Source organism: Flavobacterium tistrianum, from assembly GCF_003254545.1.
Lineage (GTDB): Bacteria > Bacteroidota > Bacteroidia > Flavobacteriales > Flavobacteriaceae > Flavobacterium > Flavobacterium tistrianum.
Genome location: NZ_QJRH01000070.1, coordinates 311,724 through 328,848, shown reverse-complemented (window position 1 = coordinate 328,848; position 17,125 = coordinate 311,724). Strand labels below are relative to the sequence as shown.

The following is a 17,125-nucleotide window of genomic DNA, read 5'->3' as shown; positions in this document are numbered from 1 at the left end:
CCAAACTTTGACAAAGTTCTAAACGTAATACTTATTTCTCCCAAGACATTTTAAATTTCGCGTCTTCCATTCTGTGGCCTTTCACATCATCAGAAACTGCATAATTAAATCCTGATCTTAAGCTGTAACCTGCGTATTCACCGTTTTTATTCAACGCAATAAAACCAACTTGCAGGTATTCCATGTCTTTATGATTTTTATGTTTGTTGTAAATACGCTCTGTAATTTCTTTACAAGCATCATAAGGAGATTTTCCTTGACGCATTAATTCGACAACCATTGCGCTTCCTGCAGTTCTAATAACCGCTTCGCCCAAACCGGTTGCTGCGGCAGCCCCTACTTCGTTATCCAAGAAAAGACCCGCGCCGATTATTGGGGAGTCACCGACGCGTCCGTGCATTTTCCAAGCCGCACCGCTCGTGGTACATCCGCCCGAAAGATTGCCATCTTGGTCTAACATTAGCATGCTTATGGTATCGTGATTTTCTATATTTATAACCGGCTTGTATTTAGAATCTTCCAGCCATTTTTTCCAATCTCTTTCCGATTCTGGCGTTAGTAAATTTTCTTCTTTAAAACCTTCAGACAAAGCAAACTGCAATGCACCTTGCCCTGCTAACATTACGTGAGGTGTATTTTGAAGCACTCTTTTTGCAACAGAAATTGGGTGCATGATTCCCTGCAAGAAACAAACAGAACCACAATTGCTATTGTGATCCATGATACAGGCATCAAGAGTAACTTTCCCTTCGCGATCTGGATATCCTCCATAACCAACACTGCGGACATTCGGATCGGCTTCAGGTATTTTCATTCCAGCTTCGATTGCATCTAAAGCCGATTTTCCTTCTTTTAAATTCTTCCAAGATTCTTTATTAGCAGGCAAACCATGGTTCCATGTCGAAATGATAATTGGTTTTGTCTGCTTTTTTTCTTTTGATTCTACTTCTGGTTCATTTTCATGATTGGCAGCAAATCCGCTTACGCCCAAAACAGAACTTATTGCTAAAGTTCCTAAAGTGGTTTTCTTGATAAAATCTCTTCTATTTGACATGGTTTTTGGTTTAAATTCAACTTTCAAAAACAAAATATTCTTGATGTTGCTAAATTAATCAGTAATACTTTTTAATCCCAGTAAAATCTACTACAAGGCCGATTTTACGGCTGCAATTGTTTTTAAATTACTATCTGATAAGGCGTTTCCGTCAAAAAAAGAAACTCCAGTTGCGCCATTTTTCTTCGCCAGTAAAATTGCTTCTTTCAATTCTGCATCCGATTTTAATCCCGGAATATAAATTCCTGTATTTACTTTTGTCGGTTTTCCTTCTAAATCGGCTACACCTTGTTTGGTTGCGTAACCTACCCAGTCAATTTCTTCATCATAAAAACTATGATAAATCATTGGATATACTTCGTCAATATTCCATTTATCCCAACGCTGACGCACCATGTGGTCTGCCATTTCTGGATAAGGAAATACCGCTGCCGTTAATTTTTTATTGTATTTATGAGCAATTTTATAAGCATCGTCAACTACAGCTTTTACAGCATTTAATCTGAAATTTTTCCATTCCATATCAATTGAAGTATTGTGGCTGTTTTTTGGATTTTTGTGATGTTCTTTTTCGAATTTACTTACGCAGGCATCACAATAACAGAAATCAAATTGTGGCAATTCTACATCTTGAATCAAGTTGTATTTTGGCAATAAACTGATTGGTAAGAAAATATCCGGGAAACGAATGTAATCTAAATGTACACTTTCAATTCCTTCTACTTTTGCCAAACCTTCAACCAAACCTAAAACGTGGTTTCTAGATTCTTCTTTAGTTGGACAAAGCCATTGGTAATAATCTACGTATGGGCGGTTATCAAAACAAGATTTTCCTTCTTTACTTACTTGATACCAATCTGGATGCTGTAAAGCAACTGAATCATTTGGACGATTCATTGCCATAATCCAAGCGTGAACTTTTAGTCCTTCTTTTTTTGCAAGCGGAACTAATCTTGCTAATAGTTTCGGATCTGTCTGCGTGTTAATTAAAACTTCGTCGATTCCACCGTCTTTGTATTTTTTGAATTCTTTCGAATAATCTGCATCTGATTTTTTAGCGTCAGCAGTTGTCCAAACTCCAAAAGTAAATTTTCCATTTTCTTCTGATTTAGCATCTTTTTGTCCGCACGAGAATAAATTCAGCGAAAGCGCTAATACTAAAACTTTTAATAGTTTTTGCAACTTATTCGTTCGTAATAATTTTACCATCTTCTTTAATTATTAAGGTTTTGTTTGAAAAAGGACTCTTTACCAAGATATTAAATCCTGATGAATGATTTTCTAAAACTGGTTTTAAAACTTTTCCATCAACAATTATATTTTTTGAGCTAATACTTTGCAATGATTTTGCCCAAGTTTTATTCTTTTCGAAATACCTTTTCTGAGCGCGATACAAAGTATACAGTTTCCATTTTACCTTTTCTTCCTGCGGAATTGTAAAAGTGTCCTGAGCTCCTATTTCTTTTGAAGAGAAGTATACATAAGCCCATTTTTCGGGCTCATGCATATTTATCACTCCCATAGGCGACCAAACCCAATTGTATTCTGGGAGAAACTTTCCTTCTGAATCTTTTTTACGTTCATATTTTCCGTCAACAACCGAATGCTGCCAATTCACTCTAGAGAAATTGACTTTCCAAAATTTATCTTTTGGAACAATATCGTCGAAATAGGATGTTTTATAAACCGACCACGGAATAGCGATTTCTAATGTCCAGCCTTTATCTACATCTGAAGCATTATTTAAAGTTCCGTCCACCTTTACAGCCGATTTTAATCCGTCGATATTCCAGTCGTTTAAAACCGTGTTTTTTTCGCGGTACGGTTTATTGATGAATAAATCCCAAGCGGTATTCAGCGCATTAATTTCTAATTCATAGTAATTGTGCGTATCATTATCTGGATCGATAAAAACCTCAAAATCATTATTGTAAAAAATAATAGTATCGCGTTGTCTTAGATTTGCCCAAACATGAGGCTCTTCTATTTTTGCCAAGATATAGTAGTAATTATCGTCCCAAAGCATTTTAACTTGAGTATTGTATTTTGGTTTTTCAACGCCTTCTATGTCGACAAAAGGAGTTGTCCAATCTGCTTTTTCCCAAGCTTTGTCTGCTTCATCACCGTCAATAACAATTTCGCTTGACGTTTTATAGGCAATATAACTTTTCGGTGTAACCGGTTTTTCAGATTGCGCATAACCCATCAATCCAACAAAAAAAACGGCAAGGGACAATAATTTACTTCTACTATGCATCTTTATATTATAAACTATTTTCTTTTGTAAACTGAATTACTTCACTTAATTTTCCGAAAGCGATAGCTACGTGCGTATCTGCCGCACCGTAATAAACCGCTAATTTATCTTCTTTAATATCGTGCAAAGCAGCACAAGGGAAAACTACATTTGGAACGTCTCCAACCATTTCATAAGTCTCTGCTGGACCTAATAAATAAGGCTGTGTTCTGTATTTTACCTGATCTGGAGAATCAACATCTAAAAGTGCTGAACCCATTGCATAACGGAAACCGTTGCAAGTATTGATAACTCCGTGGTAAATCATTAACCATCCTTCATCTGTTAAGATTGGGATTGGTCCTGCTCCTACTTTTGTACACTGCCACGCACTTTGCTCAAACGGACTTGGTTTCATAACCAATCTGTGTTCTCCCCAATATTTCATGTCTGGGCTGTAGCTAATCCAGATATCTCCAAATGGCGTATGTCCGTTATCACTTGGACGGCTTAACATCGCATATTTACCGTTGATTTTTTGTGGGAATAAAACTCCGTTTCTGTTGAATGGTAAAAAGGCATTTTCGCATTGGAAAAATTCTTTAAAGTCAAAAGTATAACCAATACCAATTGTTGGTCCGTTGTAACCATTACACCATGTAATCCAGTAACGATCTTCAATCCAAACCACACGTGGATCGTATTTATATGCAGATTCGATCATTTCTGTATTTCCAGACTGCATTACAATTGGTTCATGATTGATATCCCAATTGATACCATCTTTACTGAAACCAGCAAAAATATTCATCTGAACTGCTTTATTATCACATCTGAAAACCCCAGCATATCCGTCTCCAAAAGGTACAACTGCACTATTGAATATACTGTTTGATGAAGGAATCGAATATCTGTCGATAATTGGATTCTCCGAATATCTCCACATTACATCTTTACTGTTTTCGGGTCTGTCTTGCCAAGGAATAGTTCTCATTTTTTGTTTTTTTATTTATTAGTTTTTTGTTTTTTATTCTTTTGTTTGTGACTGTTGTTTTGAACTGCCACACACCGTTTTGTCATTTCGACGAAGGAGAAATCTTCGCAAGAAGCTCCATCTCGTAAGTTGCCAATCTTTGTAGAGTTACTCGTGGAGATTTCTCCTTCGTCGAAATGACAAACTTTGGAGAAATTCTTAACTCAAAAATCTTGCTTCTTGCTTCTATTTTCTTTCTTCTAAAATCTACTCTTCAATCTTACGAACTCTATCCAGCCAAGTAAACTTCAACACAGTAGTCGTCACTAAGAACACTGCTAAAGCAACACCAGCTTTCGGATAATCTCTAATGATAAAGTAAATCGGAAGCAGAATCATGCTTGACTGCCAAATAATTCCGATTACGCAGTTCATCATATCTAAATAGAAATCATTATTTTTTTGGAAAGATTGGTCTTCCGCTTTCAATTGTTTATAAACAGGAGTCCAGAATCCCCACGGTCTAACGTTTGAATAAAACGATTTTAAAACCTCCATATCAGTTGGTTTACTTAGGTAAGTTCCTAAAAGACAACCCAAGATTGAGAATCCGAAAATTAATGGGAATAAATAAATTGACGGCACTTGTGAAAGATCATGCAAGAATGTCCCCGCTGCTAAATTTCCTTTGTTCTGATCCAGAATAAATTGAAGAGAAGCAGCGATTAATCCGCCGACCATTCCCCAGAAATAACCCCATCCGTTGAAACGCCACCAAATCCATTTTAGAAAGTTGGCTGCAACGTAACCTCCATAAAGAGCACTTGTAATCCAAAGTGTCAATGAGTTGATAGAATCTGCGAAGAATCCCATGAAAACTCCAAGACCAACAACTAAGAAAGAAGAAATCTGACTTACTTTGATATAATGTTTATTTGAAGCAACTGGTTTAAAGTATTTTTTATAAATATCATTTACGATATAAGCCGGTCCTGCATTTACGAAAGCAGAGAATCCAGACATGAAAGCAGCTAATAATCCTGCTAGAAGAATTCCTTTAATTCCGACTGGGATATAAAGATTCACCACTTTTGGCATCAATAACTCTAAATCTGCCCCCGTTAAATTTACGTTTGCATTTAATTCAGGAGCTAAATTTACTAAAGCAATCACTACAATTCCTGTGATTAATAAATATCTCGGAATGAATAAAATCAAGTTGGTAAAACCACTCATATAAGCCGCTTCTTTTACTGATTTTGTAGAAAGCACGCGCTGTAAATCGTAACTTGGAGTTGGTCCTGCAACGCTGGCAAAGAAACCTTTAAATAAAGTCATTCCGATGAAAGCGCCAAACATTTTATAACCTTCCGTATCAATTAATCTATTGAAAGTTTCGAATTTATCGCTCCATTGCGTTTCAAATTCCCATCCGAAGAAAACATTTTTCCATTCTGGCGTAATAATCGAATTAATCTGAATATCAGTATAATTAATAAATGCATAACCAGCGATTAAAACTCCGGCAACAATCATAATTAAATATTGCACAACCTCTGTTGCTACAACAGAAAACATTCCGCCTTTAACCGTATAAATTGTTGTTAAGAAAATGATTAGCAAAGCATAAGCTTGTTCAGAAGTTAAGAAAACAGTACCATTCATATGAACTGTTAAATCCCAAGGAAGAATAATCGTTACAAATTTCCCAATTCCAACAAAGAAATAAGCAATGAAACCAATTGTAGAAATAATTGCAAAAATCGCTACAATAATATGTGACGCTTTTCCAGCCTGATCACTTCCAAAACGAGTTAAAATCCATTCAGAACCCGTCATTACTTTTGATCTTCTAATCCAAACCGCGAGGAACATCATCACAAAAATCTGATTCCAGATCGGCCAAAGCCACATGAACATGAAACTTTTTACGCCATAAAGAAATAAAACGCCAATCATCCAGGAAGTTCCCGAAACATCAAACATTCCAGAGCCGTTACTTAAACCTAGAAAATACCATTTAATAGATTTTCCTCCCAAGAAATAATCATCTAAACCTTTAGATGCTTTTCTTGAAATCCAGATTCCTATACCGACCGACATTACGATATAGATTAAAATGATTGATACGTCAATAATGTTCATTAATAATTTATTTTTGAATTAGTTAGTTTAAACCCCAGTTTTGGTTTGGCTGTGCTCCCATAACAAAATGCAATACACCGCCATTTAGCATATCTTGGTGAGAGATTGCTGTTTTATTGAATGCTTTTCCATTTAAAGTTGCTGATTGGATATAGAAATTTTTCTCTGAAACATTTTCAGCCTCAATTACAAAAGTTTTTCCATTTGGAAGATTTAAAGTCGATTTCTCGAAAATCGGACTTCCAATTTCGTATTCTCCAGAAGCTGGATTCATTGGATATAATCCCATTGAACTGAATACATACCAAGCCGACATTTGTCCGCAGTCTTCGTTTCCGCTCAAACCGTTTGCTGTCGTATTATATTGCGTATCTAAAATATGGCGAACCCAATATTGTGTTCTCCAAGGCTGACCCGCATGGTTAAACATATAAGCAATATGGTGGCTTGGCTCATTTCCGTGCGCGTATTGTCCGATCAAACCAGAAATATCTGCTGAAACGTTATTTCCAGTAATTTCAGAACTCTCTGTAAATAATTGTTCTAATCGTTTGGTGAAAATCTCGTTTCCTCCGTGAAGTTTAATAAAATCATCTACATTATGAGGAACAAACCAGCTGTGCTGCCAAGCATTTCCTTCGGTGTAATCGGTATGTTCTCTGTGATTCGAGTGTTTTGGATCGAAAGGTTCGTTCCAAGATTTTCCATCTTCCGATTTTCCTCTCATAAAACCAGATTTCGAATCAAATAAATATTCGTATCCTTTTGAACGTTTAGAGAAAAACTCATAATCAGCAGTTTTGCCTAATGCTTTCGCCATTTGAGCTACACACCAATCGTCGTAAGCATATTCTAAAGTAATTGTAACAGATTCGTCTAATAAGTTGTATGGAATATAACCGTATTTTTTGTAGAAATTCAATCCGCGTTCGTCCTGCACCATGGTTGCTTTCATCGCTTCAAAAGCTTTTTCGGCATCAAAACCTTTGATGCCTTTCATGTAAGCATCCACAATAACCGGAATCGAATGATATCCTGTCATCGTATTGGTTTCATTTGCATACAATGTCCAAACCGGAAGTATCTTTTTAGTTTCATAATACGCCAACATCGAGTTCACTAAATCGGAAACTTTTGTTGGTTCTAATATCGTCAGCAATGGATTCTCTGCTCTAAAAGTATCCCAAAGCGATAATGTAGAATAAGCGGTATAATCTTTAGCCGTAATAATTTTATCGTCTTCTCTTCTAAATTGTCCGTTTTTATCGCTGTATGTTACTGGAGCAACTTGTGCATGATACAAAGCGGTATAGAAAATTGTTTTTAGAGAATCAATCGGCGTTTCTACTTTAATTTTACTTAAAGCTTTGTTCCATTCTAAAGTGGCATCCGATTTTGCTTTTTCAAAACTATAACCTTCAGCATCTAAGTTATCTTTTGCATTTTCAACACTTACAGAAGAAAGCGCCACTTTTACGTCTAATTCTTTAGAGTTTTTAGGATCGAAGAATAACTGAAGAGCGGTATTTTCGCCTTCTGCACTTTTAGCTGAAACTACTTTTTTATCAGCAGTAATAATACATTCTGTTATTGGCTTAGAAAACTTCGCTACAAAAAATACTTTTTGATTTTTTGCCCAGCCCGTACTGTAACGGTAACCGCTGATAGTATTAGCATCTTCAATTTTGATAGACGTTTTTAACGCCTTATCCCAGTTAATCGCAAAACCAAGATCTACAACAACAGATTGCGTGTCGTTATTATTATAGGTATACTTATGATATGCGGTTCTTTGCGTAGAAGTTAATTCTACATTGATCTTAGGATCCTCAAGAAAAACTTGGTAAGAACCCGGTGTTGCTTTTTCGTTAACATGATTATATTTTGATTTATACGGAAGGAAATCGCGTGAAGCGGCTTTGGCGGTTAAGTCTAATTTTTTGTTTGTCGGCATAAATAAAATATCTGCCAAATCACCGATTCCTGTTCCGCTTAAGTGTAAGTGACTAAAACCTGAAACTATTGAGTCAGAATAATGATAGCCCGAACACCAGTCCCAGCTAGAAACTCCATTATCTGGACTCACCTGCAGCATCCCAAACGGAACTGTCGCCCCCGGATACGTATGTCCGTGGCCTCCAGTACCTATAAAAGGATCTACATAATTTGCTGCAAAACTTTTGTGATGCGTATTTTTATCTACATTTATTTTGCAACTTGCAGTAAAAATTACCGTTAAAGAGAGCAGAGTAATTTTCCTCATATCAAAACAATATTAATTTAACTTTAAATTTAGATAAATTCAATTTTTACCAAAACATTTTTAGACGGACGACATTTAAACAGCCCTAAACATCAAAAAATAGTAACAAACGACATTTCTTTTCTACGATTATGATTTTCAACTCAAGCAAACCATACAGTTTACCTATTCGCTATCATGTTTACTTCTGGCTGACGTATTTTGTGTTTAATACATTCCGTTGGGGAAGCTATTTTAATGATTATGTTTATTCATTAAAAACCACTTTACTCGGTTTCCCAATTCACATGGCATTATGTTATCTGAATATTTTAGTTCTGATGCCACATTTGGTCTACAAAAAAAAATACTTCCTATATATAGTGAGTGTTTTGTCTGCCATTTTCGTTATGGTGGTACTAAAATTTAATCTGACTTATTTATTAATCACACACAACGTATGGCCAGAAGGCCCGCAGACTATTAATACACTTACATTAAACTATACAATAGATATGATGATGGGCGAATTGTATGTAATGACTTTTGTTACTGCAATTAAAATCACGCTCGATTTATTACAAGAACAAAGACGTGTAACCGATCTAGAAAAATCTCAATTGGAAACAGAATTGCTGTTTTTAAAATCTCAGATTTCACCACACTTTTTCTTTAATACTTTAAACAATATCTATTCACTTTCTGTAGAAAAGTCAAACAAAACTCCTAAAATCGTTTTAAAACTTTCAGAGCTAATGCGTTATATGCTTTATGAAACAAAAGAAAAGAAACAGTCTTTAGAGAATGAAATTCTTTGCATTCAGAATTATCTGGATTTGGAAAGAATTAGAAATGGAGAACGTTTAGAAGTAGATATGTCTATTTCGGGAGATATTCACGATAAAGAAATTTCGCCAGTTCTATTATTGACTTTCGTCGAAAATGCATTCAAACATGGCGTAAACAAAAACACAGGAAATGTTCTCATTGATATCAGATTTAAAGTAAAAGGCGATTATTTATATTTCTCAATTTCAAACCCTATGCCCGAATTTACCGTACATAAAGATAATTTTAACAAGGCAAGTGGTATAGGTATTGAAAACGTAAAAAAAAGACTTGAGTTGGGATATAATAAAAATGACTATAAGCTTTCATTTAAAAATAAAAAGAATATTTTTGTCGTTAAACTAGTTATAAAAGTCACTTAAGCCCTAGCTTTTATCGGTTTAGAAAACTATACCTACAAAAAACCAAATATCGGCCTAAAATAGTATTTACAAATGAAAATAAAGTGTTTAATTATCGATGATGAGCCATTGGCAATAAACGTTATTAAAAATTATATTGAACAGATTGAGGATTTAGAATTAGTAAACACTTTTAGTAATTCTATTGAAGGATTGAATTTCTTAAAAAACAATACTATTGACGTAATTTTTCTAGACATCAACATGCCTGTTTTAGACGGTATCAATTTTATTAAAAGTCTAGAAAATCCGCCTTTATTGATTATTACGAGTGCATACGACCAATTTGCAATTGAAACTTACGAACTTGATGTTTTAGATTATTTGGTTAAGCCAATTGAATTTCCGCGTTTGATGAAAGCGGTCAACAAAATCAACAAAAGGCTTAACAATGCCAGCAAAGTTCCGCAGGAAAACAATAAAGAAAACCCTTTTATCTTCGTTAAAATCGACAAGAAAAAAATGAAGAAGATTTTCTTGAACGAAATTCTAGTAATCGAAAGTTTAAAAGATTACTTAAAAATAAGCACCACTTCAGGAAAATTCATCATTCACAGCACTTTATCAGATTTTACAGGATTACTACCTGAAAGAGATTTTATAAGAATACACAGATCATACACCATCGCCATTGACAAAATTGATGCCGTAGAAGGAAACAGCATTGAAATTGAAGGATTAAGATATGTCATAGGAAGATCTTATATAGACGAGGTAAAACAAAAAATCCTGAACTCTTCCATATAAAGGTTTAACCGCAAAGCACGCTAAGATTTACGCAAGGTTCGCAAAGTTTATTAAAAGCTTTGCGAACTTTTTTATACTCTTTTTAGACCAAGCAAAAAGTCTTAGCGCCCTTTGCGTAAATCTTTGCGCGCTTTGCGGTAAAAAAATATATAAAAACGAAAATGCGGCCAACCACGACCGCATTTCCTCTCAATTATAGGTAACTAACCAAAATAAACCATGAAATAGTCTATTATCTTTATTGCTGCAAAAGCTTCCCCTTTATGCATTCTTACCAATTCTTCGTAAACTTTGATAGGCAAAGATCCTGTCTCTTCAAATTGCAATGCTTCTCTAAAACCTATATCTTCTTTAATCATTTGCCTTGTCATTCAATTACTAAGATAAAAGTAGAATTATATTATCCGCTCGTACTAAAAATTCGACTAATAACGGCTAAGCTTCGGCAAAAGACAAAATTAGGCAGCTTCAAAAAACAACTCCTTTTTTTTTAAAGCTTCATAGAAACTTAATATTTATAGCAATAATCAACGATTACAAAATCAAAGCTCCAGCGGAGCGACATATTTTTCTACAATTTTATTATATGTCGCTCCGCTGGAGCTTTCTTCATTTCCTTTATGGCAATCTATAAATATTTCACCCCTTCCGGGGTTTTAATGGATAACATAGTCTTAATGAATATTCCAATATCATCTCTTTTTAAAAAACTTTGTTTTCCAAAAAAAAGACTTTTATTCTACAACTCCAATTTCAGCAATTGAAACGGTTTGCGCTTTTCCTACCGCAGCTGTAGCGACAAATTTCAAAAATCTTGCTTTTACCACAGAAAAACTCTTTACTTGTTCAATTGGGTTATGTTTAATATTCGAAAATTCTCCTTCTGATTGTTTATCCCAGTAAAAACTGTCTAAACTTGTATACAATTCATAATTTGAAATCAAATTTAAATTGTTACCAACCTGTTGTGGCGTATAGGTAAAACCTTTAATACTAATCAATTCTCCCATATCAATAACAACACTTTGTGGCAGCTTGTTTTCATCATTTCCAAAACTCCATTCTGTATTAGCATTGCCGTCAATAATTCTTTCAACCAATTTGCTATCACCACTCGAAACCGAAATCACTTTCCATTTCTCTTTAGAGACACCATATTTTGCGGACTTTATGCCACTATTAATTTTCTCCTTAGTATTTCGTGAAATAGCTTTAATTTCTACTTCTTTATTATATACGAATGGAGCTTTATATAAAGTGCTTTTTTCATTAGGCGCTTTTCCATCCAAAGTATAATAAACAGCATTTCCTTCTTCTGATTTAATTGTCACCAAACCATTTTTATCTCTAAAAATCTGTGGTTCTTTTACAAAAGTTGGTGCATTGTAAGCTTCAATTGTACTAATTACAAATCCAGCTTTTGCATCCAAAACATTAACTCTAAGTGTAGAAGCTGTAACACGATCTAAACGCAAAATTCTTTTATAGCCAATTGTAGTCTCATTGGCGATTGTTTTCCACTGACCGTCCACTTTTACTTCAATAGAAAACGCTTTTACACGCTGGCCAAGTTTAATATATTCTTGAAGTAAAATTCTGTTGATTGTTGTGGGCTTTTTGAATGTAAATTCAACTGTAGCCTGTTTTACTTTGTCATCTGTTGCCCAATACGTATTTTTATTTCCGTCGATAACATTATGCGGACCGAAATTAGAATCGTTTGCACGAATGTTCGAAGCCTGAACCTGAGTTCCTGCTAATAGTTCAGCTTTGAAATCGGCTTTAATTGTCGCAACCAGTTCTTTCAATCTTGCTTCGTCATTTTCATGAACTAACCCACGAGTATCAACTGGAAGGTTTAATAATAAAGTGGCATTTCGTCCAACCGATTCGTAATAAATATCGACCATTTCGTCAAGCGAACGCACTTTATCGTCTTCGACGGAATGATAAAACCATCCTGGTCTTATTGAAACGTCTGCTTCTCCAGGAACCCATTTCTCGCCATCTTCGTGTCCTGACATAAATTCTGTATAATGTACTTTTCCAGCCAATTCATCTTTTTGGCGCAATAACAACCAATTGGTTTTTCCTGCACGACCTTCTTCATTTCCAATCCATCTTGCTTCTGAGGGTCCAACTCCCCAAACTAACGTTTTTGGCGCGATATCGTAAATCAATTTATACGTTTCATCCCAATTATAATACGTAAGTGAGTTAATTTTTCTGGTTTCATTTGCTCCGCCATAATAGCCATCACCACCATTTGCTCCGTCAAACCACATTTCGAAAACATCTCCGTAATTCGTCAATAATTCTTTCAACTGATTTCTGAAATAGATAATGTATTCAGGTTTGCCGTATTGCGGATGATTTCTATCCCAAGGCGAAAGATATAATCCTAACTTTAAATCGTATTCTTTACAAGCTGCCGCCAATTCTTTAACCAAATCACCTTTTCCATTTTCCCACGGAGAATTCTTTACAGAACGTTCTGTATATGCCGAAGGCCAAAGGCAAAAACCATCATGATGTTTGGCAACCAGAATAATTCCTTTCATTCCTGCCTCTTTTACCACGCGCGCCCATTGGCGAACATCCAACTGTGACGGATTAAAAAGTTCTGGTGATTCATCTCCGTAACCCCATTCTTTATTCGTAAAAGTATTTAGCGAAAAATGCACAAAAGCATAAAATTCCATTTCCTGCCAATCGATTTGTTTTTGCGTCGGAACTGGTCCAAAAGGCTTTGGAGCATTCGCAAATTCCTGACTCGAAGCATTAGAAATTATAGCAAAAAGACATAAGGAAAGGAATATTTTTTTCATTGCTGATTTGCTTTAGAATAGTCTATAAAGTATAAATGTAGTATAAATTGAAATCTTGCGAATAGAATTTCGACCAACAACATTTTTTAAAGCGTTTTGGTATAAAATGGTTTTATTTAAATTATTCGCTTGAGTATACTATTTTAAAACAACTGTTTTTGAAATTGTCTAAAAAAATAAAGCCCAAATCTGTAGATTTGGGCTTTATTAGTATATTTTGATTGTAGTCTTACAACTTGAATATTTTATTTACAGAGAAAATGTATTGCTTTAATTATCAAAAGCAATATCAGCTTAGTTGCCAACAACTGCTTTTAAAGCTATATACTTTCCAATATCTTTAAAGTTATGTCCTTTTTCTCTCATAGCTTTAATGAAAGTTGGCGTTGCACCAACCGCTTTTGCACCCACAATATCATCTAAATCTAGATCTGAGAACCCCAAATCCTTATATTCCTTAATTAAATCTGCCGTGATATTTTGCGATTTTAAAGCCGTAAGATTTTCAGACGAAATGTTTTTATAACCTACTTTTTCGAATTGGCTAACATATTCTGGAGTTACATTTAAAGCTTTTAAAGCAATTAAGTCGTCGTTTGAAAGATCATTATATCCTATTTTTTTAAAAGAATCAATATAAGCTTTATCAATGTTTAAAGTTTTGAAAGCAATAATATTGTTCTCATCTTGTTCTCCATCTTCATTCTTTTTTGTTTTTGCCGAAGAACGGTAATCATTAATATATTTTCCGTCAATATTTTGAGATTTTAAAGTGATCAGATTTTCTGGTGAAACATTTTTATAACCCGATTTAATAATATCTTCAATAAAAGCTTTATCGATGTTTAAGGATTTAAAAGGAATCAGCGTTTCAATATCTATATTTCCAATTCCAGCATCTTTAATAGAATCAATGTAATCTTCACTTACGTTTAAAGCCGCCAACGGAATTACTTGTTCTTTGTCTACATTTTTATACCCTTTTTTATGCAGCATTTTTACGTAAGACGTTTTTATATTTACAATAAAGAAAACCATAAGATCTGTATCATCTGCCAATGTAATACCTTGTGCAGCCATTTCTTTGGCGAAATTTTTATTGCCAACAAACTTATACGTTCCCATTCCGGTATTTCCGTCAAATTTCCCAGTAAAATTCATTGTTCCCGCTTCACGCGTTAGAGAAAATGTTCCTTGTTTATCTTTTGATAATCCGTTAAACTCGCTAATATCATAAGTACGAGTAGAGTGGCTATTCTCGTCGTTTTTAAATTCCATTTCTACTGTATTGCCTTTGATTGTGGCAAACCAGTTTCCTTCGGTTTGATCACCCCTTTGAGAGTTTGGATTCGCTTTAGTTTCTTCGTTTTTAAGATTCGAAGTTAGCGTCTGACTTTGCGCTGCCGGTTGATTAAAAAGGCAGGCAAACAATACCAATAATGGTAGCAGGAAAAAATATTTCCATGTTGTGTTTACGTTTGATTTTTTTGAATTCATCATAATGATTCGTTTTTTGAGTAATGATTGATTATAGTTAGTTGTAAGACTCAAAGGAAATTGTGGCGCCGCCACTTTAAGCAGGCTAAATTGATAACTTTCTTTTTCAACGCTGCCTTGTTGCAGCATTTCGTTATCAGTCAAAAATTCAAGATTACTTTCTAATGCTTTTCGCCATTGCCAAGCAAAAGGATTAAACCACTGAAAAACAAGTACGATTTCTGCAAGCAAAAGATCAATAGTGTGTTTTTGCTCGATATGAATTTTTTCGTGCAGCAAAATCTGATTGTACGTTTCCCACTCGTATTTTTCTGGATTTATAAAAATATTATTAGCAAAAGAACAAGGTGCTTTATCGCCTGTTATTTCGACAATTCTAAATTTTCCATCCCGAATAATCTCTGATGTGTACGCTCTGTAAAATAATATAACGGCTTGCATCAAAAAATTAAGCGCAAAAACAACGACACCAAACCAATACAAATACACTATCCACTGCATGACCAAAGCCATATTAAATTGTTGCTTTGTTTCATTTATTAAAACTTCATTTACAGGAAGTGTTTTCAGCTCAGCAGTTGATTCTTTTCCAACTGCTTTTTTTATGGAAGGAATAGTTGCGGTTACTTTCTGTTTTTGAAGGGAGAATTGCTGCGGAATCGGAAGTAACGGCAAAGTAAAAGCTACTACCATGCAGGCAAGCAAAACAAATCTATTCAAATTATAAAAAGTTTCTTTCTGCAAAAGCAACTTATAAAACATAAGGCAAGCAAAAAGAATAAGCGCCGTGTATAGAATATAAGGTATCATATAGAATCTTTTTTTATCATGTTTACGATTTCATCCAATTCATTTTCGGTTAATTTTTGCTCTTTGGCAAAAAAGGCAAGCATTCGTGGATACGAATTATCAAAATACTGGCTCACAACATCTTTCAGCGCAAACTGTTGATATTCTTCTCTTTTAATTACTGGAAAAAAGCAATGCATATTCCCTATTGTTTCCCGATTTAGAAATCCTTTTTCTTCTAATATTTTGACAATCGTCGCAACACTATTATAATGTGGTTTCGGATCTGGCAACAATGGAATAATATCTCTGATGAAGGCTTTATTTAAATCCCAAAAAACCTGCATAATCTGTTCTTCTCGTTTGGCTAATTTTATCATAGTAGAAATCTTTTGACAAATATAACTACTAATTAATTAGTAGCAAAACTAATTGATTAATATTTATACTAATTAATTAGTTAAACTAATAAATACGGAGCATTCAGACGATATTTTTTTTATTTAACAATTTAAAAAACAATTAATTACAATCTAAAAATAAAGTTTAGGTTCAAAAAACAAGATATTTTTGATCTATTAAATTAATACCATCGGAAGTTTGTAGAAAAATTTCAGGAGAAAGAAGGAAAGAAGAAAGTTCGTTTTTTTGTCTATTTATGAGTAGAAGATTGAATATTTTATTTTAGTCGTCCAAGCTAATCTTCTTAGTCCTAATTTTTGAAATCGAAATCAAAATCACAGACAAAACGACAAAAGAGATTAAAACGAAAACTCCGTTTATGAGTGCTGTTTGCAATCCGAGTTTAGTAACATCAATAAAAGGATAAGGATAAAAGCTGGAAATAAAACCATGAAATATGGTATAAATCATATAAATAATGGGATATAACAACCAAAACCAAATGGTTATAAAAGAGATTTTCTCTGGACTGACAAAAAACAGCCAGAAAAAGAAAAATAAAATTGGTACAACGACATGAAAAATTTCGCTTACAATTCGATGATGCCCTTGCAAATCAACAATTGAGCGAAGAAGTAAATTAAAGACAATTCCAACAATCAAAATATAAACTGTTATCGCAGTGATTGTCGTACATTTTCTAAAGAAAGTATTCATAGCACTATTCCCGCCAAACAACAACATCGCAGTACAAATGAAAACTATAGAATTTGTGGTAATGGTAAAGAAACTAAAAAAGCGAACTGCGGCGCTAAAAAAAGTAAATTCAGGATTTTTAAACAGCAAATAAAACTGTACAGGCAAGGCGTATAATTCTAAGGCAAAAATAATACCCAGCAAAATTTCCCCTTTAATTGTTGTGGTATTTTCTTTTTCCATATTTCACTTAAAGTCAGATGACT

Annotated in this window: 13 protein-coding genes; 2 read left to right on the top strand and 11 right to left on the bottom strand. The window is 34.3% G+C overall.

All coding sequences use genetic code 11. The features are described 5' to 3' along the window. Positions 1-31: 31 nt before the first annotated feature. The 6 genes from DMB71_RS14800 to DMB71_RS14775 all read right to left on the bottom strand — a co-directional run bounded on the left by DMB71_RS14800 (position 32) and on the right by DMB71_RS14775 (position 8,671). Positions 32-1,054: an isoaspartyl peptidase/L-asparaginase family protein gene (locus tag DMB71_RS14800; protein ID WP_111367340.1), complete on the bottom strand. Its 1,023-nt coding sequence runs from the start codon at positions 1,052-1,054 to the stop codon at positions 32-34. A 90-nt stretch (positions 1,055-1,144) separates the two neighbouring features. Further along, positions 1,145-2,263, bottom strand: coding sequence for a putative glycoside hydrolase (locus tag DMB71_RS14795; RefSeq protein ID WP_111367339.1), 1,119 nt, complete (start codon positions 2,261-2,263; stop codon positions 1,145-1,147). After that, positions 2,238-3,311, bottom strand: a complete 1,074-nt coding sequence (locus tag DMB71_RS14790; protein WP_111367337.1) for a carbohydrate-binding family 9-like protein — start codon at positions 3,309-3,311, stop codon at positions 2,238-2,240. The genes DMB71_RS14795 and DMB71_RS14790 overlap by 26 nt, the downstream gene beginning before the upstream one ends. A 7-nt stretch (positions 3,312-3,318) precedes the next feature. Next, positions 3,319-4,284, bottom strand: a complete 966-nt coding sequence (locus DMB71_RS14785) for a glycoside hydrolase family 130 protein (protein WP_111367335.1) — start codon at positions 4,282-4,284, stop codon at positions 3,319-3,321. Between the two features lie 246 nt (positions 4,285-4,530). Next, positions 4,531-6,408 (bottom strand): sodium:solute symporter family protein, encoded by a 1,878-nt coding sequence (locus tag DMB71_RS14780; protein ID WP_111367334.1) that lies wholly within the window; start codon positions 6,406-6,408, stop codon positions 4,531-4,533. 22 nt (positions 6,409-6,430) lie between these two features. Continuing rightward, complete coding sequence (locus tag DMB71_RS14775) at positions 6,431-8,671, bottom strand: GH92 family glycosyl hydrolase (protein WP_111367332.1); 2,241 nt, start codon at positions 8,669-8,671, stop codon at positions 6,431-6,433. A gap of 131 nt (positions 8,672-8,802) precedes the next feature. Here DMB71_RS14775 and DMB71_RS14770 point away from each other — a divergent pair, with 131 nt between their 5' ends. After that, positions 8,803-9,861, top strand: a complete 1,059-nt coding sequence (locus DMB71_RS14770; RefSeq protein WP_111367330.1) for a sensor histidine kinase — start codon at positions 8,803-8,805, stop codon at positions 9,859-9,861. Positions 9,862-9,933: 72 nt separating this feature from the next. Then, positions 9,934-10,647 (top strand): LytR/AlgR family response regulator transcription factor, encoded by a 714-nt coding sequence (locus DMB71_RS14765; protein WP_111367328.1) that lies wholly within the window; start codon positions 9,934-9,936, stop codon positions 10,645-10,647. 203 nt (positions 10,648-10,850) lie between these two features. Here DMB71_RS14765 and DMB71_RS21975 read toward each other — a convergent pair whose 3' ends face one another. The 5 genes from DMB71_RS21975 to DMB71_RS14745 form a co-directional block, all read right to left on the bottom strand. Continuing rightward, the gene (locus tag DMB71_RS21975; RefSeq protein ID WP_162614830.1) at positions 10,851-11,006 is read right to left on the bottom strand and encodes a hypothetical protein; all 156 of its coding nucleotides are present in this window, start codon (positions 11,004-11,006) and stop codon (positions 10,851-10,853) included. Positions 11,007-11,381: 375 nt separating this feature from the next. Next, positions 11,382-13,475, bottom strand: coding sequence for an alpha-L-fucosidase (locus DMB71_RS14760; protein ID WP_111367326.1), 2,094 nt, complete (start codon positions 13,473-13,475; stop codon positions 11,382-11,384). Between the two features lie 294 nt (positions 13,476-13,769). Next, on the bottom strand, positions 13,770-15,782 hold the full coding sequence (locus DMB71_RS14755; RefSeq protein ID WP_111367324.1) for a M56 family metallopeptidase: 2,013 nt from the start codon (positions 15,780-15,782) through the stop codon (positions 13,770-13,772). Beyond that, positions 15,779-16,141, bottom strand: coding sequence for a BlaI/MecI/CopY family transcriptional regulator (locus DMB71_RS14750; protein ID WP_111367322.1), 363 nt, complete (start codon positions 16,139-16,141; stop codon positions 15,779-15,781). The genes DMB71_RS14755 and DMB71_RS14750 overlap by 4 nt, the downstream gene beginning before the upstream one ends. Before the next feature lie 304 nt (positions 16,142-16,445). Continuing rightward, entirely contained in the window at positions 16,446-17,102 is a 657-nt protein-coding gene (locus tag DMB71_RS14745) for a Pr6Pr family membrane protein (protein WP_111367320.1), read from the bottom strand. Positions 17,103-17,125 lie beyond the last annotated feature (23 nt).